Origin of the sequence: Burkholderia sp. Leaf177 (assembly GCF_001424345.1) — a bacterium.
Lineage (GTDB): Bacteria > Pseudomonadota > Gammaproteobacteria > Burkholderiales > Burkholderiaceae > Caballeronia.
This window is the reverse complement of record NZ_LMPF01000024.1, coordinates 414,189-435,702: the sequence shown is the minus strand read 5'-3', so window position 1 is coordinate 435,702 and position 21,514 is coordinate 414,189. Positions and strand designations below refer to the sequence as shown.

At 59.3% G+C, this 21,514-nt stretch carries 20 protein-coding genes; 12 read left to right on the top strand and 8 right to left on the bottom strand.

Annotation, left to right across the window (positions count from 1 at the left end; all coding sequences use genetic code 11):
- Positions 1-251 precede the first annotated feature (251 nt).
- On the top strand, positions 252-455 hold the full coding sequence (locus tag ASG35_RS26390; protein ID WP_056364527.1) for a cold-shock protein: 204 nt from the start codon (positions 252-254) through the stop codon (positions 453-455).
- A 94-nt stretch (positions 456-549) separates the two neighbouring features.
- Here ASG35_RS26390 and aqpZ read toward each other — a convergent pair whose 3' ends face one another.
- The 4 genes from aqpZ to ASG35_RS26370 all read right to left on the bottom strand — a co-directional run bounded on the left by aqpZ (position 550) and on the right by ASG35_RS26370 (position 3,965).
- Complete coding sequence (aqpZ, locus tag ASG35_RS26385) at positions 550-1,293, bottom strand: aquaporin Z (protein WP_056364525.1); 744 nt, start codon at positions 1,291-1,293, stop codon at positions 550-552.
- A gap of 176 nt (positions 1,294-1,469) precedes the next feature.
- Positions 1,470-2,882: a DUF2252 domain-containing protein gene (locus ASG35_RS26380; protein ID WP_056364523.1), complete on the bottom strand. Its 1,413-nt coding sequence runs from the start codon at positions 2,880-2,882 to the stop codon at positions 1,470-1,472.
- Positions 2,883-2,913: 31 nt separating this feature from the next.
- Positions 2,914-3,522: a hypothetical protein gene (locus tag ASG35_RS26375; protein ID WP_056364521.1), complete on the bottom strand. Its 609-nt coding sequence runs from the start codon at positions 3,520-3,522 to the stop codon at positions 2,914-2,916.
- 38 nt (positions 3,523-3,560) lie between these two features.
- Positions 3,561-3,965, bottom strand: a complete 405-nt coding sequence (locus ASG35_RS26370; protein ID WP_056364519.1) for a helix-turn-helix domain-containing protein — start codon at positions 3,963-3,965, stop codon at positions 3,561-3,563.
- Between the two features lie 715 nt (positions 3,966-4,680).
- On the opposite strand from ASG35_RS26370, the gene ASG35_RS31675 reads away from it, so the two are divergent.
- The 5 genes from ASG35_RS31675 (at position 4,681) to ASG35_RS26350 (ending at position 7,765) form a co-directional block, all read left to right on the top strand.
- Positions 4,681-5,016: a hypothetical protein gene (locus ASG35_RS31675; RefSeq protein ID WP_156393357.1), complete on the top strand. Its 336-nt coding sequence runs from the start codon at positions 4,681-4,683 to the stop codon at positions 5,014-5,016.
- A gap of 100 nt (positions 5,017-5,116) precedes the next feature.
- A complete protein-coding gene (locus tag ASG35_RS26365; protein WP_056364517.1) occupies positions 5,117-5,575 on the top strand; it encodes a glycine zipper domain-containing protein in 459 nt (152 codons plus the stop codon).
- 122 nt (positions 5,576-5,697) lie between these two features.
- Complete coding sequence (locus tag ASG35_RS26360; RefSeq protein ID WP_156393356.1) at positions 5,698-6,516, top strand: DUF2092 domain-containing protein; 819 nt, start codon at positions 5,698-5,700, stop codon at positions 6,514-6,516.
- Complete coding sequence (locus tag ASG35_RS31670) at positions 6,513-7,253, top strand: hypothetical protein (RefSeq protein ID WP_156393355.1); 741 nt, start codon at positions 6,513-6,515, stop codon at positions 7,251-7,253. Before ASG35_RS26360 ends, ASG35_RS31670 begins: the two co-directional genes overlap by 4 nt.
- Positions 7,254-7,360: 107 nt before the next feature.
- Complete coding sequence (locus ASG35_RS26350; protein WP_056364724.1) at positions 7,361-7,765, top strand: hypothetical protein; 405 nt, start codon at positions 7,361-7,363, stop codon at positions 7,763-7,765.
- Between the two features lie 36 nt (positions 7,766-7,801).
- Here ASG35_RS26350 and ASG35_RS26345 read toward each other — a convergent pair whose 3' ends face one another.
- From ASG35_RS26345 to ASG35_RS26330, 4 genes are all read right to left on the bottom strand, one after another.
- A complete protein-coding gene (locus ASG35_RS26345) occupies positions 7,802-10,411 on the bottom strand; it encodes a fused MFS/spermidine synthase (protein ID WP_156393354.1) in 2,610 nt (869 codons plus the stop codon).
- A gap of 87 nt (positions 10,412-10,498) precedes the next feature.
- A complete protein-coding gene (locus ASG35_RS26340) occupies positions 10,499-12,193 on the bottom strand; it encodes an arylsulfatase (RefSeq protein ID WP_082508621.1) in 1,695 nt (564 codons plus the stop codon).
- 38 nt (positions 12,194-12,231) lie between these two features.
- Positions 12,232-13,311 (bottom strand): HAD family hydrolase, encoded by a 1,080-nt coding sequence (locus ASG35_RS26335; RefSeq protein ID WP_056364511.1) that lies wholly within the window; start codon positions 13,309-13,311, stop codon positions 12,232-12,234.
- Between the two features lie 28 nt (positions 13,312-13,339).
- Entirely contained in the window at positions 13,340-14,578 is a 1,239-nt protein-coding gene (locus ASG35_RS26330) for a formylglycine-generating enzyme family protein (RefSeq protein ID WP_082508620.1), read from the bottom strand.
- 483 nt (positions 14,579-15,061) lie between these two features.
- Here ASG35_RS26330 and ASG35_RS26325 point away from each other — a divergent pair, with 483 nt between their 5' ends.
- Genes ASG35_RS26325 through ASG35_RS26300 form a run of 6 tightly spaced genes read left to right on the top strand, consistent with a single transcriptional unit; the run spans position 15,062 to position 21,450 of the window.
- Positions 15,062-16,021 (top strand): AAA family ATPase, encoded by a 960-nt coding sequence (locus tag ASG35_RS26325; RefSeq protein ID WP_056364508.1) that lies wholly within the window; start codon positions 15,062-15,064, stop codon positions 16,019-16,021.
- Between the two features lie 17 nt (positions 16,022-16,038).
- The gene (locus tag ASG35_RS26320) at positions 16,039-17,001 is read left to right on the top strand and encodes a DUF58 domain-containing protein (protein ID WP_056364506.1); all 963 of its coding nucleotides are present in this window, start codon (positions 16,039-16,041) and stop codon (positions 16,999-17,001) included.
- Positions 16,998-17,525, top strand: a complete 528-nt coding sequence (locus ASG35_RS26315; RefSeq protein WP_056364504.1) for a DUF4381 domain-containing protein — start codon at positions 16,998-17,000, stop codon at positions 17,523-17,525. Before ASG35_RS26320 ends, ASG35_RS26315 begins: the two co-directional genes overlap by 4 nt.
- Positions 17,512-18,534 carry a vWA domain-containing protein gene (locus tag ASG35_RS26310; RefSeq protein WP_056364502.1) on the top strand — a complete coding sequence of 341 codons (1,023 nt, stop codon included), beginning with the start codon at positions 17,512-17,514 and terminating at the stop codon, positions 18,532-18,534. Before ASG35_RS26315 ends, ASG35_RS26310 begins: the two co-directional genes overlap by 14 nt.
- The gene (locus tag ASG35_RS26305) at positions 18,524-20,113 is read left to right on the top strand and encodes a vWA domain-containing protein (RefSeq protein WP_056364712.1); all 1,590 of its coding nucleotides are present in this window, start codon (positions 18,524-18,526) and stop codon (positions 20,111-20,113) included. Before ASG35_RS26310 ends, ASG35_RS26305 begins: the two co-directional genes overlap by 11 nt.
- Complete coding sequence (locus ASG35_RS26300) at positions 20,110-21,450, top strand: BatD family protein (protein ID WP_082508619.1); 1,341 nt, start codon at positions 20,110-20,112, stop codon at positions 21,448-21,450. Before ASG35_RS26305 ends, ASG35_RS26300 begins: the two co-directional genes overlap by 4 nt.
- Positions 21,451-21,514 lie beyond the last annotated feature (64 nt).

The following is a 21,514-nucleotide window of genomic DNA, read 5'->3' as shown; positions in this document are numbered from 1 at the left end:
AATGATAAAAATAGACTTATTTCTTTGCCTTACCAAATGTTTTAATTATTATTCGCATGTCCGCTCGGATGAACGGCAAGCGTCTCCGCACTATGTACACGCGCTTTTTGGACATCATTTCTGGGAACATCGGGGAGAATCCAATTGCAGAGTGACATTTTCGCGTGGTAAAAGGAGGCAGCAACGCTTTGCCGTTTGACGGCGGGTGGCGCTACCAAACGGAATTACGTCTCTTCTAGGAAAATCAGCAAATGGCAACAGGTATTGTGAAGTGGTTTAACGATGCGAAGGGTTTTGGCTTCATCACGCCGGACGGCGGCGGTGACGACCTGTTCGCACACTTCTCGGAAATCCGCACGGAAGGCTTCAAGACCCTCCAGGAAAACCAGAAAGTGAGCTACGAAGCGAAGCAAGGCCCGAAGGGTCTGCAAGCATCGAACATCCAGCCGCTGTAATTCGACGCTTCAAATCGATACAGCTAGCTTGATCGCATGAATGAATGGCCCGCTTCGGCGGGCCATTTTTTATTGCGCGCGGCGTTTGCCGGGCTCAAGGCGCGGTATCGATAGCAAGCGGCGCCGGCGCGATCGCCGTAATTTTTTCCGGGAAGAGCCGCGGATAAAGCGCGCCCGCGATAAACGCCCCGATGATCGGCGCCACCCAAAAAAGCCAGAGCTGCCCCAGCGCCGCGCCGCCCGCAAAGAGCGCGGGCCCGGTTGAGCGCGCCGGATTGACCGACGTATTCGTCACCGGAATGGATATCAGGTGGATCAGCGTCAGGCACAGCCCGATGGCAAGCGGCGCAAATCCGGAGATGGCGCGGCCGTCCGTTGTGCCGAGAATGACGAGCACGAAGAAGAACGTCATCACGACTTCGCAGATGAGGGCCGCGGTCATCGAAAAGCCGCCGGGCGAGCGTGCTCCGTAACCGTTGGTGGCGAAGCCGCTGGCGGCGGCATCGAACCCCGGCAAGCCCGACGCAATCAGGTAAAGCACGAACGCGCCGAGCGTGGCGCCGATCACCTGCGCGACGATGTACGGCACGAGTTCCTTCGGTGGAAAGCGGCCGGCGACTGCCAGGCCGACACTGACCGCCGGATTCAGATGAGCGCCCGATATATGGCCGAGTGCATAAGCCATTGTCAGAACGGTTAATCCGAATGCCAGCGATACCCCGACAAAGCCAATTCCCGTGCCGGGAAACTTGGCGGCGAGAACCGCACTTCCGCATCCGCCAATTACTAGCCAGAAGGTGCCAAACAATTCCGCAATAAGACGCTGTTGTAATCGCATGATGTGCCATCCATTAGGTCTAACGGTTTGCGATAGAAGTCGGCAAGACTGTTGTAAATGGTTTTAGTCATCCTGACTATTCGTCTGCTGAGTGACGCGATGCATGAATGCGCAATACCGGTCACGCAATTAGTGTAGGTCAGGGATTTTAAAAATCGACCCTATCAGTGTGTCTTTCAAACGTGAAAGTCCGCGGCCATATCTTCGTCTGTGCGAGCGAGCAGACGGCCGCTTCTGCAAGCCTGAGTAAAGCGATCGAAGTCACGTTCGACCTGATCCGCGTAGTCCTTCGAATAAGACACCAGCGCTTCGGCCATCTGGCTGCCTTGTCCGAGATATCCACTGATTTCGATTGCCTTGCCGCTCGCCTTCGCATGAGCCCGCGCGAGAATCCAGCCACAGAGACGCGCGTAGCCTTCGAGTACATCGAGATCGAACATTTCGATATTCGCCGACAGTTTCATGTCACGCAATTGACGGAAATAAAAATGACGCCCGGAAGGTCCCGTGGCCCAGCCAAGGAAGATATCGCTTGCGGCTTGCATCACGCGCTGACCGCGCACCACGCGTTCGCCGGCGTGTTCAAGCGTCTCGGCTTCAAAATGCTGTTCGATAACCGACCGGCGCGCCTCCTTGATCTGCAGGAACATCGGCTTGCCGAGTTCGTCCATCATCAGCAGGACGAGGCAGCGAGTTCCCACGCTACCCACGCCCACCACCTTGAACGCGAGATCCTGCGCGGTGAAGTGGCGCAGCAACGCGCGTCGATCGTGCGTGAGCGTTTTCATGTATTGCGGGAACATGCCCTTGATCACCGCTTGCCAGCCGCTGAGTGCAGCCCAGTCATCGTCTGCGTCGAACAAGGTGTTCGTGCCGTGGATATGGAACATGCCCGGCGGCATGTCGCGCAGCGTCCAGTTCTCGCCATCGAATTGCGCGACTTTCTCGAGCATGCTGTCGTGCGTGCGGCTCGCGGCTTTTTCCATGCCCTTGCGCAACACGCGCCTGCGTTCCGGGCTGACGGCCGTCTCGATCATGCGCTCGAACGTGATGCGCTCGTACCAGAGTTCCAGCGCGCTGAATTGCGCGTATTCACGCATTCGGGTCTGATATTGCGAGGCCACCGTTTCCACGAGTTTCTCGGCGGTCAGGCGGCTCAGGCGCATGTGGCGCGCGGCCACCATGAAGCTCGCGGCGAGCCGTTTCAGATCCCATTCCCATGGGCCGAGGGCGACTTCATCGAAATCGTTCAGGTCGAAAATAAGCTGGCGTTCGGGCGTCGCAAAACCCCCGAAGTTCATCAGATGCGCATCGCCGCAAATGGGCATGACCAAACCCGTGTTGGCGGTTTGAGCAAGGTCGTTGGCCTGAAGGATTGCGCTGCCCCTGAAGAACGAAAACGGCGATGCCATCATGCGGCCGTATCGAAGGGGAACAAGACGGCTCACGCGGCCTTCGCTGCTTTGTTCAAGCAGCTCGACAGGATCGCGATCGATCTTGCCGAGCTTCGCATGCGCCGAGCGGGCCACGTTTTCCCGATACGCCCGGCCCTCGGCAGCGCGCTTCGCCGTCTTGCTTTCACCCGCCATGGAAACCCCTATTCTTTTGTTCGATGGCCGTTTATTTGATCGGAGCGCCGTCGCGTGTCACGAGTACGGCGGTCGCTTCGACGAATTCGGCGCGCACGCTGTCGCCCGCCTTGATGTCCTTCAGCGATACATCCGCGCCAACGTGCAGCGTGTCCGTTTTGTACGGACCCCGAATCGTTATGGTGCGGTTCTTCTGATCGATCTTCTGGACCGTGGCAATCACTTGCACGCGTCTCGCCGATGCAGTCGATCCGTTGGCTTCGGGAACGGCGGCGGTTTCATCGATTCGTTCGCGGATGCCGTTCGACTTCACTTTGTTCACGCGCACGAGCAACGCGTTTTCGTAGCGGATATTGACCATGTCGCCGAGCTTCAGCTTGCCGACATCGGCAACATCCGGATTGACCGCGACGTTCACGATCCTGCCGCTTTCGCCCTGCAGCGCGACGCTGTTCGACGCGATATCGATACCCACGACCCGCGCTTTTGTCTCCGCGGTAGCCGCCGCGGCGACGCCGTCCGGCCCGACGCTCGATGCCGCCGTTTGCGCCATGACGGGCGCCGCGATCAGGGCCGAGATGACGATGGCGGTTCGTACAACCTGCATGCTGAGTTTCGATGAAGCGCGGTGACGGATCATGTGCAGTTCCTGTGCAAAGAGTGGAGGGTTGATGTTTCTTATCGGCGAGATTTCGAGAGCAGATGACCGAGGCCGAGATTCGTGGCGATCTGCCAGATATAGACGCGCGAATAACGCACGCCGAACTGCGTTTCGATGAGTGAGCGCAACCGCGCGTTGGTCCACGCGTCGCTGTCAAATCCATGTGTCCGTGCCGAGCCTTGCAACGCCGCCGATATCCATTCGAGCGCGCGTTGATCGAGTATCGAAGTTCGACCGCCTACGCCCAGCTGCCGCAATGCATCGAGCCCGCCGGCGTCGACAAGTGTTTTGTAGCGCCTGACCGTCGCAAGGGACAAATGAAGCTCTTCGGCCACCTGGTCGACCGAGGCGCCGTCGAGCAACATTTGCCCCGCCGTCATCCGGCGCATGACGCTAGGCAGGTTTTCGGGCTGAGAAAGCATCTGTGCATGTGTCCTTGTATTCAGGAATGCACGGCAGTCCGTTGCCGCTTGTTTGTTGTCCCGGTTTGAGTCGCTGTCCGGATCATCTCGAATTGAAATGATCCGGCGATACGTTTCATTCGAAACGAGATCAACGCAAGGGACACCTTTTGATTTGATAATTCAGAAAATCATTAATAAGCTTTGCCACAACCATTGAATCAGAACCAATGGAAGCCACTGTTTGAACCAATATCCGTTTTTTGCCGATTTGGGGCGATCTCGCCAAACTTTTTTTACTTGATATCCGCTCTCTAATTGTCTATCGCGCGATGCCGGGATCGCTCATGCCGAATGTTTGCTAACGTTTTTGCAACGCATTGATCGTTTAGATTAAACCTTCGAATCGTTACAAATTAAGTTTGGCAAACCGGAAAACGTTTGCTAGCATCCGCTACAAATGAAGGACAAAGGCGCGCTGCTTAAGGCGCGCACAAAAGCTGGACACATCCACGACTGTCTTGGCTCTGAGAGGATTCATGATGGCCATTGCCTGCATCAGGCGCATTCCCTGAATCACTTTGCCGCTCATTGCCGAGCGGCAATGACTTATCGAATCATTTTCTATTCCTCTGCAGAGTTGGAGAGGCATATTCGCGCGGAGAAACTGAAGCGTTATTCAATTAGCGCCATGGTGAAGCCGCGCGTTTAAAAAATTGCTACATAGAGAAATCAGATGAAAATTCTAAAGGCGCGCGTTGTCCGGATATTCTGTGCGAGCTTAATTGTCGCGTTATTTTCGCGCGAAGCATTTGCTCGGAATGCGTCCGAAGAAGCCAGTAAAAGCGATAAACGGCTGAATCTGACTGTGAAGTTAAATATCCGGAATTACTGTACGCCGAGCGTATTTGGGAGAAGTGCGCATACACACCGTTATCTTCCTCGGCCGATTATTCCTATTTTACCGAATGGTGGTTTGACTTTCGCCATCTTCAATGTGCCGGGCGGATGGTTCGTGGATTCGACTGGCACCCGGACGGCATACCGCAGTTCACGTCATCTGCAGGTCTGAACCCGACTTCTAATAATTTGGGAATCCGAAACAATGTGCGGTTGATTGCGTTGGGCATGCAGGGGCGCTCCCTTTGCCCCAATTGTTTTTTGAGGTTGTCATGAAAGCATCTTATTTAGCAGCAGTTGCGGCGCTTGCCGTGACGAGTTACGCGGCGTTTGCCCAGAAACCTGCCGTTTATCCGGCGCATGGACAAAGCGCGACCAAGCAGTCGCAGGACGACGGCGCGTGCTACGCGTGGGCTAAGCAGAACACCGGTATCGATCCTGCGGTGGTCGCGGGAACGCCTCCACCGCCACAAGGACCGACCGGCGCGCGCGCACGCGGCGCGGCGCGAGGTGCAGCGGCTGGCGCGATTGTCGGCGATGTAAATCACAACGATGCCGGCCACGGCGCAGCAGTCGGCGCGACTGCGGGCGCGGTGGCAGGCGGCGTTCGCAGCCGCCGCCAGCATGCGGCGCAGGCGCAGAACGCACAGGCCAGCGAGCAAGCAGAAATGAGCACGTATTGGCGTGCGTATTCGGCGTGCATGCAAGGGCGCGGCTACACGGTCCAGTAGCACGGCGATGTGCCTATGCGGGCATCGTCCGCCCCGGGTCAACGAATTCGAATTGCTCAACCGGCCGAACGGAACCGCCGTCGAGCTCTTTGCCAGCGCTACTTTCCAGTCAGGAGGACGATGTGCCAAGCCGCATGTTTCAACCCGCGCGCGTTGCGCTTGCCGTTGCGTGTTTTGCGTACGGCATGAGCGCGACAAGCGCGGCCGCGCAGTCCAGTCCGGCGCCGGCCAGCGACACGGCAACGACTGCGCAGCCCGAGCGTCAGCCAAAAGCGCTCGATGCGTTGGGCGCAATGTCGCAATACCTGCGTTCGCTGAGCCGCTTCGAAGTTTCGGCATCGACTGCAACCGATGCCGTTCTCGACAGCGGCCAGACCGTCGCGTTTCTTCACGAAACCGATGTCAAGGTACAACGCCCGAACCGCATGAGGGCCGACATCACCGGAAGCCGCGGTGCGAAAGGTCTGATCTACGACGGCCGCCATTTCACGATCTTCGATACATCCAACGGCTATTACTCGACGAATCCCGCGCCTCCATCGAACGATGAACTCGTGCGGGAATTATCGACGACCTACAACATCGATACCCCGCTCGCCGACCTGTTCTACTGGGGCGACGGCAAGGTCGACGACGCCACGTTGACCTCGGCATTGTTCATCGGGCTGGAACGGGTCGATACGCGCTGGTGCAACCACTACGCGTACCAGCAAAACGGCGCCGACTGGGAAATCTGGATTCAGAGCGGCTCGCGGCCGTTGCCGTGCCGCATGGCGATCGTCGATACATCGCAGAGCGCGCATCCCCGGCATGTCGTGACGTATCACTGGAAGATCAATCCGGAATTCCCGGCATCGACTTTTACTTTCCGGCCGGCGGCAAACGCGAAGGCTATTGAACTCAAGCCTGCTGTACGCACGCCGTTTGAGGGGAGTGAATGATGTTTCGCACCAGACAAATTGCGGTTGCCGGCATTGCCGGCGTTTTCCTTGCGACATCGATGAGCGTGCACGCATTCGGCATCCGTGGCGGCGCACGCACGAGCGTTCATGCGCCGCCAGGCGGCGGTTTTAACGGCGGCGGCGGATTCCATGGCGGCGGCGCGCCACGAGGCGGCATGCCTCAAGGCGGCATGCCCCAGGGCGGACATCCAGGCGGCGGCGCGGGGCATGGCGTGGGTGATAGCCACAGTGGCGGTGGCGGCGGCCATAACAACGGCGGCGGCAACAGCGGCGGTGGCGGCGGCCATAACAACGGCGGCGGCAACAGCGGTGGTGGCAGCCACAACAACGGCGGCGGAGGTGACCACAATAGCGGCGGCGGTCACAACAATGGCGGCAACGACGGCCACCACGACGACGGCCACCACGACGATGGTCACCACGACGACGGTCACCACGACGACGATCACCACGACGACGACCACCACGACGACGACCACCACCATCACGATGACGATCATTACCACGACGGCTGGTACGTCGATCCGGTCGCTGTCGGCGTGGCGGTGGGCGTGACAACGGCGGTCGTCGTCGGCGCAACCGTGGCTGCGCTGCCGCCGAGCTGCTCCAGCGTAATCGTCAACGGCCTCGCGTATCAGCATTGCGGACCGAACTGGTATCAGCCGCAGCACTACGGGACGCAAGTTCAGTACGTAGTCGTCACCGCTCCCCGATAACCCGTTTTATCGTGCGGCTGGTTTTCTTTCTAAGAGCCAGCCGAATTTCCCTGCGTCAATTGCGTCGAGTACGCGTGACGATGAATGTCGATCAACCGGAGATAGGTATGGACACGAATCCGCTGGCTCTTGTCATCCGGGCTCTCGAAAGGGCCGCGTTGCAAAGTACGGTAGTGCCGTACAAGCGCTTTCATGTGCTGTTCCCACGCACGGTTCCTTTAACGCGTCGCTATGAAGTACTCGACGCCGCCTTGCGTTCTCTCAACGACGCGCCCGATATCGACTATGGCGTGTTGCTCGCGTGCGACAACGGTTTGCCCGGCCCCGAGTTTTTCCGCCGATACCAAAAGCAGCGATGGGACACCTACGTTGCCGCGATGGGCGACCCGCGCTTCAAGAGCGCGACGCTCAAGGGCAAGCGCGAACTGGTGGCGGCAGAGCGCCAGCGCGTGCATCAACATGCGCTGCGGGCGCGCGAGCATGAACGTGAGCGCGAACAGCAGTGTGCGTGAACGCGTTGCCATGAAGAGCTTGCTGCGCAAGTCCTCTTAACTTCCGTTCTGCACGAACCACCGGTAATACGGATTGTCCGCATCGTCGTGCATGACGCTGCGGATATTCGCTTGCCACGCGTCGCGATTTCCCCGGTATGCATTAAGCCCGGCATCGTAGAAAGTTTGCAGCGTGTGGTACTCCGATTGCACTTCATTCTTGAAGGTTTCATCCGCGTCCTTCAACGGTGGATCGGCTCGCATTGCCAGCAAATGCGTCAGCACATTGGGAAAGTCCGCGGAACGCACCCACGCAGCATATTCGATGGCAGGACGATCATCGGTCACGGGCGCGATATCGGCGGCGTAATACTCGAGGCCTGCGCGATCCGTGATCCATGTGGCAAGCAACGCTGCCGGAGAAGCAATGCCGACTTCGCGCAATGCGGCTGCGACCGTCGGCTGATTGAAGCGTGACGCGATGCGCGGGACGTCGAGTTCAATGGGTTGCATCGAACCGATCAGCATCATCTCGTGCAGCTCGGTGGTCCAAAGCGTTGCGTATGGAAATACAGCTACAAAGCTCTTGATCAGCGCGCGCGTGTCGTCTTCATTTTGCGTTGGCAGCGGCAGCCATTGCGCAACGAGACCGCCATCCTGCAAACGCGACGCGGCAAGTTCATAAAAATCCGACGAGTACAAATTGACCACGCCGGACGCGGAAGGCGGCGGCGGTTCCAGCGTAATGACGTCGTAGCGCTGCGTGTTGCGCAGAAGTTCGCGACGGCCATCGTGAAGACGAATGTCGATGCGCGGATCCGTGCTCATGCCGTAATTGCCCTTGAATTGCGGCGCGGCTCGTACGACCGCCGGCAGCAATTCGGCCACGACGCGTTGTTCGAGTCCCGGGTAGGGCAGCAATGCGCCGCCCGTGATACCCGTACCCAATCCAATGACCAGCGCCGAACGCGGTTCGCCTCGATGAATAAGCAGCGGCAGCATCGCCTGGAGGCGCATGTAGCGCAGCGACGTCATGGCATCGCCGGAATTGGAAACGCCTTGTATGTACAGACGTTTGAAGCGGTTGCCAGCGGACTTTTGCGCGATGACCGCAACCGTTCCGCCTTCGCTTTCCGCGTAGAACGCGAGATCGCCGCCGCGCGCTTGTGCAAGCATGGACGCAAGACGGTCGGACGGTGTGAAGAGCGCGGCGCCCAGCGCGACGAGGGCGAGTGCGGGCACGCTCCATCGGATCTTCGATCGCGCGGCCGATCCGCATGTCACGGCGATCACCCCGACCACGCTCGCGGCAACGGCGAGTGCGGCAAGCGCGTGAACGAGGCCGAGCAAAGGCACGAGCACGAAGCCCGCGAGCAAAGTTCCTGCAATGCCGCCGGCAGTGTTCATCGCGATGATCGTGCCGACGTCGCGGCCGACTTTGCGGACATCGACACCAAGACGCAACGCAAACGGAAACGCGGCGCCGAGCAGCAACGTTGGGACGAACACGATGCAAAAACCTGCAAGCGCAAAGCGCGCGCACATGGCCGCGAGCGCGCTGCCGGTCGCGCCGAACACAATGCTCGATACACGCGCCTGGCCTTGCAGCAACCATTCGCCGAGGAACGCGATTTCGAGCAGCGCGACGAGGCCCGCGGCTACGATCAACAACGCGAACACGCTCCACGGATCGCGCGCGCGGTCGGCATGACGCGACACGATCGCGCTGCCGGCCACGAGTCCGCAAAGGTAGGTCGCGAGCACGATGGAAAACGCGAAGCTGCGCGTGCTGATGAACTGGACGATGGCCTGCGACCAGATCACTTCGTAGCCGAGCGCGATGCCGCCGGCGATGGCGTACAAAACGAGCGCGAGCCGGGCGCGGTTTCGGCTTTCGGCGGGTTCCGCTGTTGTCATTGGTGCGGAAACAGGTGCCGAAGCGTGTGCCGAAGCGGGTACCCGCCCCGCAAGAACGATCGCCACAATCGATGCCGCAGCGTTCAGCGCACCAGCAGCGACGGCGCTGCCTTGCACGCCGAGCGCCGGAATGAGAATGAACGGAGCCGCGAGTGTCCCCGCAATTGCGCCTGCAGTGTTCGCGGCATACAAGCGTCCGCCAGAACGTCCGATGGTTCCGGCCAACGGCGCCAACGAGCGCACCAACACGGGAAGCGTGCCGCCCATCAGCATGGCGGGAATGCCGACCAATGCAAACGGAAGCGCCCAAGCAAGCGCGCCGATTTGATCTTGCATCGCGGCGAAAGGGCGCGCGGAATAGGCGAGCGCGAAGGTCGCGCCAACGGCCAGGATCATTGCCGATAACTCGATCCACGCATACGCGCGAAGCGGTTTTTCCATACGATCGGCAAGGCGTCCGAACAGCCATCCGCCCAACGCGAGACCCGCGAAAAATGCGCTGACGCCCGTTGTCACCGCCTGCACTTCGGCGCCGACGACGAGCGTCAACTGCTTGACCCAAAGCACCTGGTAAATCAGCGACGCCGCGCCAGAAGCAAACAGCAGCGACGCGGGCCACGCGATATGTATCGTCGGGGCGGCTGACGTGATCGCCTCGACGGAAGATTCCTGACGACGTGGCGCGTGATCGCGTTTATCGCGTTTATCGCGATGTTGCGCCCTGGCACGCGTGGCAAGCGTTTGTGTCATGAATGATTCAGCAAATGAGCCGCGTCCAGCGGCTTTAAAAACCGGTGGACGCGGCGGGTGATATTGCGCGGCGCAATACCTGAACGTCTATTCCAGGCCGCGCTTCTTGAACGACTCGTCGATCTTTTTATCGACTTGCCTGCGAACGCCGTCAACGCTGAAGCTTGCCGGCCGCTGGCTAGGCGGATAAGCGACGAAGGTCTGCAGGAACGTGGACGCCTTCAACGTTGCGATGCCCGTCAGGTAAGCGTTTTTCACGACCCAGTCGTTGTACTGATCCGACGTGACGTCCGCACGCTCGTAAGGGTCCATTCGCAGATTGAAAATCTTCGGCAAACGCAAGCATACAAGCGGGTCCTGCCAGATGTTCAGATTGCCCTTTGCACGCTGTTCGCAGAACACCGCCTTCCACGCGTTGCCTTCCGAGTCCCAGCGCATTGCGACAAGCTGACCGTCGTCATCGAAATAATAGAACTCGGTGCGCGCTCCCTTGGGCGACTTGCCGGTGATGTACGGCAACTGGTTGAAGCCGTCGAGGTGGTTCTTGAAACTGGCGCCGCCGGCCTTTGGCGACCATCCTTTCAGGAGCCGGTCCTTCACGCCGCCATCGCCTGCTGCCGCGAGCAAGGTCGGGAACCAGTCGAGCCCGGAGAACATGTCGTTTGCCACTTCGCCCGGCTTGATGACGCCCGGCCATCGGACCATTGCTGGAACGCGGAACGCGCCTTCCCAGTTGGAATCTTTCTCGCTACGGAACGGCGTGGTCGCGGCGTCCGGCCAGGAGAACTGGTTCGGCCCGTTATCCGTTGTGTAGATCACGATGGTGTTCTTCGCGATCTGCAGATCGTCCAGCAGTTTGAGCAGTTTGCCGACGTCCTGATCGTGCTCCCACATGCCGTCCGCATATTCGTTTCCGCGCATGCCGCTCTTGCCCTTGAATTCCGGGCGCACATGAGTGAACACGTGCATGCGCGTGAAGTTCATCCACACGAAGAACGGCGTGCCCGCCTTGGCTTGTTTCGTGATGAAGTCGGCGGCTTTCTGGCCGGTTTCATCGTCGATGGTTTCCATCCGCTTTTCATTGAGCGGACCGGTATCTTCCACCTTGCCGTCAGCCGTGCTGTGAATCACGCCGCGCGGGGAAAAGTTCTTTACGTAGGGATCGTTCTTGTCCGTCGGCCAGTACTCGCGGTCCGGTTCTTCCTCGGCGTTCAGGTGATAAAGATTGCCGTAGAACTCGTCGAAGCCGTGGTTGGTCGGCAGGTATTCGTTCTTGTCGCCAAGATGGTTCTTGCCGAATTGCCCGGTCGCGTAACCCAGCGGCTTGAGCGCCTGCGCGATCGTCATGTCGCCTTTTTGCAGCCCGACGGGCGCGCCCGGTGCGCCGACTTTCGATAACCCCGTGCGCAACGGACTTTGCCCCGTAATGAACGACGAACGTCCCGCAGTACAACTGTTCTCGGCGTAGTAGTCCGTGAACATCATGCCTTCGGCCGCAATCCGGTCGATGTTCGGCGTCTTGTATCCCACTACGCCATGCGAGTACGCGCTGATGTTCGTCTGGCCGACGTCATCGCCGAAAATAACGAGAATGTTTGGTTTCGCCGATGAACCCTGGTTGGCCGGTTTGGCGGTGCTCGTTGCAGCGGGCGCGGCCGGTTTGACGGCTCCCTGCGTTTGCGCGGTGAGTCTGGTGGGCTGCACCACCAGGGCGACAATTGCAGCGAGGGCAACCAGCGATACCCCCAAGGCATAGCGCCCTTTTCGATAGAACGGTCTCATCGTGTTGCTCCATGACGTCGTTATTGCTATTGCTATATCTATTGCTTCGTGCCGGGGTAAATCGTCTGCCAGTCGTCTTTCATGCTCACCACGGTCCAGCCGTCGGTGACGGCTTCGTCCCAGGCTTTATCGAGCTTTCCTATCTTCGATTGACGGTCGTATGCGAACTCGCGCGCGGCGTCGTCGTGATGCACCAGCAACGCGAGATGCGGACGCGTGCCCGCCGCCGTGTACTGCAGCATCTGGAGATCGCCGTCCGAATTGCCGAACGCGAGAATCGGCTTGCGCCCGATATTTCGATAAATCCCGATCGGCTTGCCCGGACCGTCATCGACAAAATCAAGCTTCGGCATGCGGATGAGCGTGGGTTTGCCGTCGCGCAATTCATACTTCACGACCTGGCTCGATCCAATCACCTGTTCCGGCGGAATGCCATAAACCTTCTCGGCCCAGGGACGCATGAAGTCGATCGTTCCGCCCGACACAATGAACGTCTTGAATCCGTTTGCGCGCAGGTAGCCCAGCAATTCCAGTTGCGGCTGATACACGAGCTCGGTGTAAGGGCGCTTGAATTTCGGATGCTGCGCCGTTGCGAGCCAGTCGCGAATGGTCTTGTCGTAGTCATCGACACTCATGCCGCTATTTGCAACCGCGATCAGTTGCATCAACTCTTTTTGTTGGCTCGCGAGCGCGCCGTAGTCCTTTGCAACCAGCGCCTTGAACGCGGGATTGCTTTTCCATTCGGGATGACTCGGCGCCGCCGCCTTCACGCGATCCAGCATGAACACAAACTGGAAGTACAACGGCTGTTCGCTCCACAAGGTGCCGTCGTTATCGAATACCGCGATGCGCTCGTCCGGCGGAACGAAAGTCGGCGATCCTTCCTGCGTGACATCCGCGACGAACTTGCGGATGGTCTGCTTGGCCGCGCCTTCTCTCCACGAAGGCAACGAGTCGGTCGCGATTGCAGCGGGGCTTACGGCGGGGCTTGCAATCGACGCAGCTGCCGTGCTCGATGCGCCTTGTCCCGCGCAGCCGGCCAGGCAAAGGGAAACGACTGCTGCTGCGGCGCTTATCGATAAACAGGTCAGCCACCGACGTCGGGTGTGAAGCTGCATCAAATGTGTCCGTCCGGAGTAATGCGATTTAATGGGCGGGCACGTCGGCGTGCGCCACTTGCTGGCGTTTGTGCAGATCGGCCCATGTGCTTTCATCCATGACGAGGCGGAAGCCGAGGTGCGACATGCTGTTGTACGGGTCGGTGCCGCGCCGCGCGCTTGGCCGGTAACTCAGGCAATAGTCTTCGTTGCACAGAAACGATCCGCCGCGCGTCACGCGCTTGGGCGCTTCAACGGGAACGCCTGCATCGGCGGGATCCCAGGAATTCGATGGACCCACGGGGTTTTCAACAACGCTCGCACTGGTCGCCTCGCGCCTGAACTGATCCGCCCTGTACCAGTCGGCAACCCATTGCCAGGCGTTGCCGGTCATGTCCGAGAGGCCGTAGCCATTGGCCGGGAAAGTGCCCACCGGACTCGTTCCCACAGCGCCGCCGGCCTTGGGATTGACCACGGGAAACGACTGCGGCTGCTGTCCTTGCCACACGTTGGCCATTTGCTTGCCGCCCGGCGCGAACTGATTGCCCCACGCGTAGGTGGCCTGCTCGAGACCGCCGCGCGCCGCGAACTCCCATTCCGCTTCGGTAGGCAGACGTTTGCCGGCCCACGTTGCGTAGGCCTGGGCGTCTTCGTACGAGACCTGCACGACCGGATGATCGTCTTTGCCCGCAATACTGCTGTCCGGTCCCGTTGGATGACGCCAGTCCGCGCCGGGCACATAGCGCCACCAGCGCGAATAATCTTCCAGCGGGACGGGCTGGCCTGTGCCGACGAACACCATCGCACCCGCCACCAATGCGCTGTCAGGCGGACGCGGCGTGCCCGGCGGAAGCTGGACTCTCAACGATTCCCAGTCGGGCTTCTTTTCTGCTGTCGTGACGTAGCCGGTCGCTTTCACGAACGCTGCGAACTGCGCGTTGGTCACGTGATGACGATCCATCCAGAAGCCATGCACGCGTACTTTGTGCGCCGGCCGTTCATTCGCCTGCGCCTGCTTCGAGTCACTTCCCATCTCGAACTGGCCGCCCGGGACCCACGCCATTTCCATCGGGCCGCGCGATCCATCGCCGAAAACGATTTGCGGATGGGGTGTCTCATGCGACTTCACGGCCAGGCTGACGGCTGCGCCCACGACTGCCGGCGCGAGGACCAGCAACACGCCCCAAAGAATCAACTTACGGTACGACTTCGTTAAGCGAGCCGATCCTTGAACACCGCTTTCAACAGTTGATCCTGATTTCGCCGATACCGGTTTGCGTACGCTCATGATGTGTCCCCTCACGCGGTTCCGGCGTGTCGCGCCGATCGACGCACGACTTCCGTCGAATTTCGAAGAGTTGCATAGACGAAATTACAGTTTCGCATCGCGACCGATTAACTTAGTATTTCTAACAGTCAGAATTTCTGCGCATGAAATTCAGACGATATTCGTGACAGCAATTCCCGCGACCAGATATCTTTCAAACAGAAAATTGGAATGGACGAAATGAGCGCGAGCTTCGCCAGACACACGTTTGAAGGGCCGCTTCGAGCGATGCCAATTCCATCTTCAAAGTACTGATGTCACCGTCACCTGTAGCCACCAATCTCATATTTGCCGGAAGCAGGCAACAACTTTTCCATGGCATTTGGCGGATTTTTTAGCGGCCGCTGAATCTTTGACGAACAAGCTCGCGTGCATTAACTTCCGTGAAGACAAGCGGTATTCGGCCCGGCTTCCGGGAGTGAAACGGTCAGGGGATTCAGAGCCATGCGTGAAACGATCCTGCGCTTCGAAGCGAGTGTTTGCGAGGCGATAGTCGGTCAGGAAGCCGTCGTCCGCCAGGTCCTGATCGCGCTCCTGGCCGACGGTCATGTCCTGCTCGAAAGCCTGCCCGGTCTCGCGAAAACGCGCACGGTAAAAGCTATCGCAACGCGCCTCGCCGCGAGCATGAGCCGCATCCAGTTCACGCCTGATTTGCTGCCATCCGACATCACCGGCGCGGAGACTTTGCTGCAATCCGGCACCGAACGAACGTTGCGGTTTCAGCCCGGCCCCTTGTTCGGCAACCTGATTCTCGCCGATGAAATCAATCGTGCGCCCGCCAAGGTTCAGTCCGCGTTGCTCGAAGCCATGGAGGAGCGGCAGATATCCGTCGCGGGAAAAACGCACGTCATGCCCGAGTTGTTTCTCGTGATGGCAACGCAAAATCCGATCGAACAAGAGGGAACGTATCCGCTGCCCGAAGCGCAGATGGACCGGTTTTTGTTCAAGGTGCTGATCACGTATCCACTGCCGGAAAGCGAGCGCGAGATGTTGCGTTTGCTCAGGCGCGAAAGCAACGATGCGCCTCAAGCCGCCGAAACGCTCGCGCAGGATGTGATCTTCGACGTGCGCCGGGCCGTGCGGCAAATCGCGGTTGCGCCGACTATCGATGAATACATCGTCTCGCTCGTGAACGCGACGCGGCATGGCGGCGAACTCGATCCGGATCTCGGCAACTGGATCGAGATCGGCGCAAGTCCGCGCGGCGCGATCGGGCTCGATCGTGCGAGCCGCGTGCATGCGTGGCTTGAAGATCGTACGTATGTCACGCCCGACGACGTGCGCGCGGTCATTCATCCCGTGCTCCGTCACAGGCTGATTCTTTCCTACGATGCCAACGCCGACAACATCAGCGCGGACAGCGTGATCGATCGTCTTATCGAAAAAGTCGCCGTGCCGGCGTGAGATGCGGGAGGACCATCATGGTCGTGGCATCCGAGTCTGATATTGGCCGCGTGTATGTGGACGCGGCGCATCTCGCCAGGCTCGAGTTTCGCGCGCGTGCCTTGAGCTTCATCGCGCCCGCGCCGGTGTCGAGCATCTTGTCGGGAAGCCATGCGTCGCGTTTGCGCGGACGCGGTCTGAACTTCGAAGAAATCCGCGGCTATCTTCCTGGCGACGATATTCGTCACATTGACTGGAAGGTGTCGTTGCGTCTGGGAAAACCGCAGATTCGTGCTTATACGGAAGAGCGCGATCGCCCGCTGCTGGTTGTCGTCGATCAGCGCATGAGCATGTTTTTCGGATCGAACCGCGCGTTCAAATCGGTCGTGGCCGCGGAGGTCGCGGCGCTTGCCGTGTGGATGGGATTTGCATCGGGAGATCGCGTGGGCGGCGTGATCTTCGACGACAGCAACGTGGTTCGCATCCGGCCATTGCGCAGCCGCAACCGCATCAAGGTGCTGTTCGGCGCCATCGCGCGGATGAATCAGGCGCTGCATGCCGAGAGCGCTGCAAGAACAAACTACGATCAACTCGATGCCGCGCTTCAAGGCGTGTTGCAACTTGCGGGACATGATTATCTGATCTGCATCGTGAGCGATTTTGCGGGCGCGACCGAGCGCACGCGCAAGCTCTTGCGCCAGCTTTCCCGGCATAACGATGTCGTCGCCGCGATGGTCTTCGATCCCCTTTGGCAACGCATGCCGGAGCATCGCGCGCTGGTTGTCAGCGAAGGGCGTCTGCAAGTGGAATTGCGTATTGAACAGGAGAAAGTACGCGCGCCGCTTGCAGAGTTGTTCAAGGATCGCACCGCCGAAGTCGCCACGCTGTTGCGATCGAGCGGCGTGCCGCTGATGGCGTTATCGACGGATGAACCCGTAGCGGATCAAGTGCGCCGGCTGTTCGGCGAACGCATGCGGCCAACGCTTGCGAGCGGTGTATGAGCGACCTGCAAAACGCTTCGCTGAGTCCCGCCGATACACCGTCTGCGCTCACCGCATTGCAGGAATTGCCGCTGCCCGAACCGGTTTCTTGGGCGCCGCAAACGGTCGGGTGGCTGGCGGTTGCAGCCGTGTTGTTATTGGCGGCGCTTTGGGCTGCATGGGCCGGATGGCGCCGTCATAAGAAGGCGCTTTATCGAAAGGTCGCCTTAGCAGAACTTGGCCGGATCGAGACGGCTTTGCACGACGAAACGCAACGCACGAATGCGCTCACGGCCATCCCTGCGCTCATCAAGCGGACGTCGCTTGCGGCACATCCGAACGAGCACGTTGCCGCGCTAAGCGGTGACGAATGGCTCGCGTTTCTCAAGCGCACGAATGGTCGCTTCGATGATCGCAGCGGCGCACTTCTCACCTTGATCAGCTACGCACCCGCCGACCACATCGCGGCGCTCCCGAAGAGCGAAGTCGATACGTTGCTGCTCGCCACGCGTGACTGGATCCAGCGCCATCATGTGGAAATTTGACTTCCCGTGGTTGTTCCTGCTGCTGCCCGTACCGTTGATCGTATGGTGGCTCGCGCCGGCGTGGCGCACCACGACACCGGCCATACGCATGCCGTTTTTTCACGAGATGGCGCAAGCCGCGGGAGAAGAACCTGCACCCGGCGGCGTGCGCTTGCGACGCAACATCTTGCAGCGCCTGATGACGCCGCTTCTCTGGGCGCTGGTTGTCACGGCCGCGGCAAAACCGGTGTTCGTCGAGCCGCCTGTTACCCACGACGAACCCGCGCGCGACCTAATGCTTGCAATCGACCTGTCGCAGTCGATGAGCACGCGCGATTTCATCGACCCCGCGACGGGCGAACGCATGGACCGGCTGATGGCGGTCAAGGGCGTCGTGAAGGACTTCGTGGCGAAGCGCAAGGGGGATCGTATCGGCGTGGTCGTGTTCGGCGAGGCCGCGTATCCGCAAGCGCCGTTGACGCTCGATCACGCCAGCGTGCTGTTGCTTCTCGACCAGATGCAGATCGGGATGGCGGGTCCACGCACGGCGATTGGCGATGCAATCGGCCTGACGGTCAAGCTGATGGACGAGTCGCCGGCGCCGGAGAAAGTGCTGATCCTGCTAACCGATGGCAACGATACAAGCAGCGCCATTCCTCCTGAACGCGCGGCTGATATTGCGAAGAATCACAAGCTGATCATTCATACCATCGGGATTGGCGATCCGAGCGCGACAGGCGAAGACAAAGTCGATCTCGATGCCCTGAAGCAGATCTCGGACATCACAGGCGGCGAGTCTTTTCGCGCGCTCGGCAATCCGCAGGAACTCGCAGATGTGTACACCACGCTCGACAAGATGACACCCGAAAAAGTGAAGCGTGAGACGTATCGGCCGCAACGCGATTTTTTCTGGATACCGCTTGCACTCGGGCTTTTGATGCTCACGCTTTATCACGCGCTTGCGTTGCTGATTGCCGTGCTGCGCGCGCCGCGCCACGAACCGGTCAAAGGTGCGGCGCATGGAAATTGACCTCACCGCGTTTCATTTTCTGCGACCTTACTGGTTATGGTTGCTGGTTCCCGCCGTGCTGTTGCCGCTGGCCTGGCATCGGAGAAACAGTGTGCATGCGCGTTGGCGCGCCATCATTTCTCCGTTGCTGCTGGAACATTTGATTGTCGGCGACGCGGCGCATCGAAGGATCAAACCGGTTCATACGCTGGGCTTGTTTATAGGCGTGGCTGCCATAGCGGTTGCCGGTCCGACGTGGCAGCAAGAACGCCCGCCGTTCAATCAGGACAAGGCAACCCTAGTAATCGTCCTTGAACTCGCGCATTCGATGGACGCAACCGACGTTGCGCCGACGCGTCTTGAACGCGCAAAGCAAAAAGTGTTGGATCTCGCGAGCGCGCGTAAGGGCGCGCGCACGGGACTGGTGGTGTTTGCATCGACTGCGCATCTCGTGGTTCCGCCTACCGAAGACCCGGCCATGCTCGAGTTGTATTTGCCTGCGCTCACGCCAGCCGTCATGCCGCGCGATGGCAAGAACGCGAGCGCGGGGCTCGATATCGCGGAGCAGCTTTTGGCGAAGGATCCGGTAGCGGGAACGATCGTTTTTATCAGCGATGGTTTCGATTCCGATCACGCCGATGCGTTCGTCGCGAAGGCCAGGCAATCGCATCATCAGCTTCTGTGGCTCGCGGTCGGAACGCCGGATGGCGGCGCGATTCGAAACGCGAATGGCGCGCTTACGCTGGGCGCCGATGGTCTTCCGGTAATGGGAACGTTCGACGCCGAGGGCATCCGAAAGGTTGCGCACGATGCCGGCATTCCGTTAGCGAGCGTGCGTGCGGACGGCGATGACGTTGCGTGGGTCGAGCGGCGTGCGCAGACCTACCTGGCCGAGGTCGATGAATCCAAACGCACGCCGCGCTGGAAAGAGACCGGATATTGGCTCGTGTTGCCATTGCTCGTGCTTGGAGCGCTAGGTTTTCGACGCGGCTGGACGGTGAAATGGCTGCCGGTCGTGTTGATCGCGCTGACCTTTAGCGCAATGCCGCGCGATGCGCAAGCGGCATCGTGGAACTGGGTGGACTTGTTCGCCACGCACGATCAACAAGGCCGCTGGTATTTCGAACATGCAGATTTCAAAGCGGCGGCGCAACGCTTCGATGACCCTTTGTGGAAGGGACGCGCGTTGTATCTTGCTGGCGACTACACCGGCGCACTCGAGTCCTTCTCGAAGCTGCAAACCGCGCAGTCGTATTTCTACATTGGCAATACGCTCGCGCATCTGGACGATTATCCATCGGCTATCAAAGCTTTCGATAAAGCAGTGACGCTCAAACCCGACATGCGCGAAGCGGCGTTCAATCGCGACTTGTTGAAGAAGCTTTTAGAAAAGCCCAAGCAAGATCCGCAAAAAGATGAAGAGGACGAGGAATCCGACGACATAAAAATAGAAAAGAAAAAGGGCAAGGTCGAGCAAAGCACGCTCATTGCCGTTCCCGCAGAAGACGTGTGGATGCGCAATCTGAATACATCGCCGGCGGCATTTTTGCATCGAAGATTCGAGCAGGAATCCGATGCCGATTCAAAGAGCGCGCCATGACCTCACGATGGATCTTGCGAATGTGTCTGGTCGTGATGCTGCTGATTTCTGCGTCCGCCTTTGCACAAGACGCGCCTCAGCTCAAGGTTCGTGCGCATCTCGAACCTTCGGGGACCGTGGTCGCGGATTCCGAAGTCAAGCTGGTCGTCGATTGCCTGACCACGACGTTTTTCACCGAGGCGCCCGACTGGCCGCTGTTCAACGTGTCGGGCGCGCTCGTCGTTCTCCCCGATGAACAAGCGGAGAATCTGCACGAGACCATCGACGGAGTCGCTTGGTACGGCGTGAGCCGCGCTTACCGGATCGTGCCGCAGGCGGCCGGCGTGCTCACCATTCCCGCGTTCTCGATCTCCGTTCATCCGGGCGGCGTGACGACGCCTGCCATCTTGACCACGCGGGAATTGAAGATTGCAGCGACAGTTCCCGCCGGCGCTGAAGGCATGCGCGTGTTTTTTCCGACGCAAAAGCTGAGTGCTACGCAAACAATCACGCCGACGTTGCACGATCTGAAGGCCGGGGGATCGCTTACGCGGAGCATCACGCAGGTCGCTGCCGGAACGGAATCGATGCTGATTCCACCAGTTAATTTCGTCGAAGTCGATGGACTCAAGCGATACGCAAAACCTTCACTGACGAAGAACGTCATTCAGGATCGCGCCGGGCTGGTCGCAGGTGAACGCACGGATTCGGTGACGTATGTCATCGATCACAGTGGAAGATTCAAGCTGCCTCCGGTGACTATCGAGTGGTGGAATACAGCGACGCAAAAAAGGGAATCGATTGTTTTACCGGCGATAAGTTTCTCGGCGTCGGCCGCCAGGGAACGACCGCTTTTCGACATTCCCGCCGACGCATTATCCAAAGGCGGCGCGCATCGAATCCTTGTCATCGCTCGATGGCAAGCAATGTTGGCGGCTATGTTTTTAGTGCTGGCGCTGGTTTCGATCTGGGCTTATCCGCGGCTTGCGGCGCGTTTCAAGCGGTTAAGGCAAGCTTTGCACGATGCACGAAAACGCCATGCAGATGGTGACGGACCCGCTTGGCGCGCTTTGCGTATTGCCGCACGCAACGGACCTTTGAAGGCCACTATACCTTTGCTTTATCGATGGATGGATCGAAGTCGTGATCTCAAGCATCCCGCGATGATCGACGAATTGAAATCCTCAGCGGAGCTTCGTCTTGATGAATTGGTGAGCGCTGTCCATGCACACTATTCCGGTCAGCCTCAAGCCGAGTTGAATTCACGCGAATCAATAAAAGCACTTGGCCGTGCCGTTAAGCACACGCGCAAATCACGTAAGGCTAAATCTCCGCTGCCTCCGCTTAATAAATACTAAGCCTTGAAAAGCAAGCGGCCTTGGTAGACGACGCAATCCGAAGAGTCGAAACTAGCAATAAACC

Bases quoted from the DNA above. Each gene is read 5' to 3' on its own strand.
- ASG35_RS26305 (WP_056364712.1), top strand. From the start codon at position 18,524: ATGGAAATTGACCTCACCGCGTTTCATTTTCTGCGACCTTACTGGTTA.
- ASG35_RS26310 (WP_056364502.1), top strand. From the start codon at position 17,512: ATGTGGAAATTTGACTTCCCGTGGTTGTTCCTGCTGCTGCCCGTACCG.
- ASG35_RS26380 (WP_056364523.1), bottom strand. From the start codon at position 2,882: ATGGCGGGTGAAAGCAAGACGGCGAAGCGCGCTGCCGAGGGCCGGGCG.
- ASG35_RS26350 (WP_056364724.1), top strand. From the start codon at position 7,361: ATGGACACGAATCCGCTGGCTCTTGTCATCCGGGCTCTCGAAAGGGCC.
- ASG35_RS26325 (WP_056364508.1), top strand. From the start codon at position 15,062: ATGCGTGAAACGATCCTGCGCTTCGAAGCGAGTGTTTGCGAGGCGATA.
- ASG35_RS31675 (WP_156393357.1), top strand. From the start codon at position 4,681: ATGAAAATTCTAAAGGCGCGCGTTGTCCGGATATTCTGTGCGAGCTTA.
- ASG35_RS26370 (WP_056364519.1), bottom strand. From the start codon at position 3,965: ATGCTTTCTCAGCCCGAAAACCTGCCTAGCGTCATGCGCCGGATGACG.
- aqpZ (WP_056364525.1), bottom strand. From the start codon at position 1,293: ATGCGATTACAACAGCGTCTTATTGCGGAATTGTTTGGCACCTTCTGG.
- ASG35_RS26300 (WP_082508619.1), top strand. From the start codon at position 20,110: ATGACCTCACGATGGATCTTGCGAATGTGTCTGGTCGTGATGCTGCTG.
- ASG35_RS26315 (WP_056364504.1), top strand. From the start codon at position 16,998: ATGAGCGACCTGCAAAACGCTTCGCTGAGTCCCGCCGATACACCGTCT.
- ASG35_RS26345 (WP_156393354.1), bottom strand. From the start codon at position 10,411: ATGACACAAACGCTTGCCACGCGTGCCAGGGCGCAACATCGCGATAAA.
- ASG35_RS31670 (WP_156393355.1), top strand. From the start codon at position 6,513: ATGATGTTTCGCACCAGACAAATTGCGGTTGCCGGCATTGCCGGCGTT.
- ASG35_RS26320 (WP_056364506.1), top strand. From the start codon at position 16,039: ATGGTCGTGGCATCCGAGTCTGATATTGGCCGCGTGTATGTGGACGCG.
- ASG35_RS26335 (WP_056364511.1), bottom strand. From the start codon at position 13,311: ATGCAGCTTCACACCCGACGTCGGTGGCTGACCTGTTTATCGATAAGC.
- ASG35_RS26330 (WP_082508620.1), bottom strand. From the start codon at position 14,578: ATGAGCGTACGCAAACCGGTATCGGCGAAATCAGGATCAACTGTTGAA.
- ASG35_RS26375 (WP_056364521.1), bottom strand. From the start codon at position 3,522: ATGATCCGTCACCGCGCTTCATCGAAACTCAGCATGCAGGTTGTACGA.
- ASG35_RS26390 (WP_056364527.1), top strand. From the start codon at position 252: ATGGCAACAGGTATTGTGAAGTGGTTTAACGATGCGAAGGGTTTTGGC.
- ASG35_RS26365 (WP_056364517.1), top strand. From the start codon at position 5,117: ATGAAAGCATCTTATTTAGCAGCAGTTGCGGCGCTTGCCGTGACGAGT.
- ASG35_RS26340 (WP_082508621.1), bottom strand. From the start codon at position 12,193: ATGAGACCGTTCTATCGAAAAGGGCGCTATGCCTTGGGGGTATCGCTG.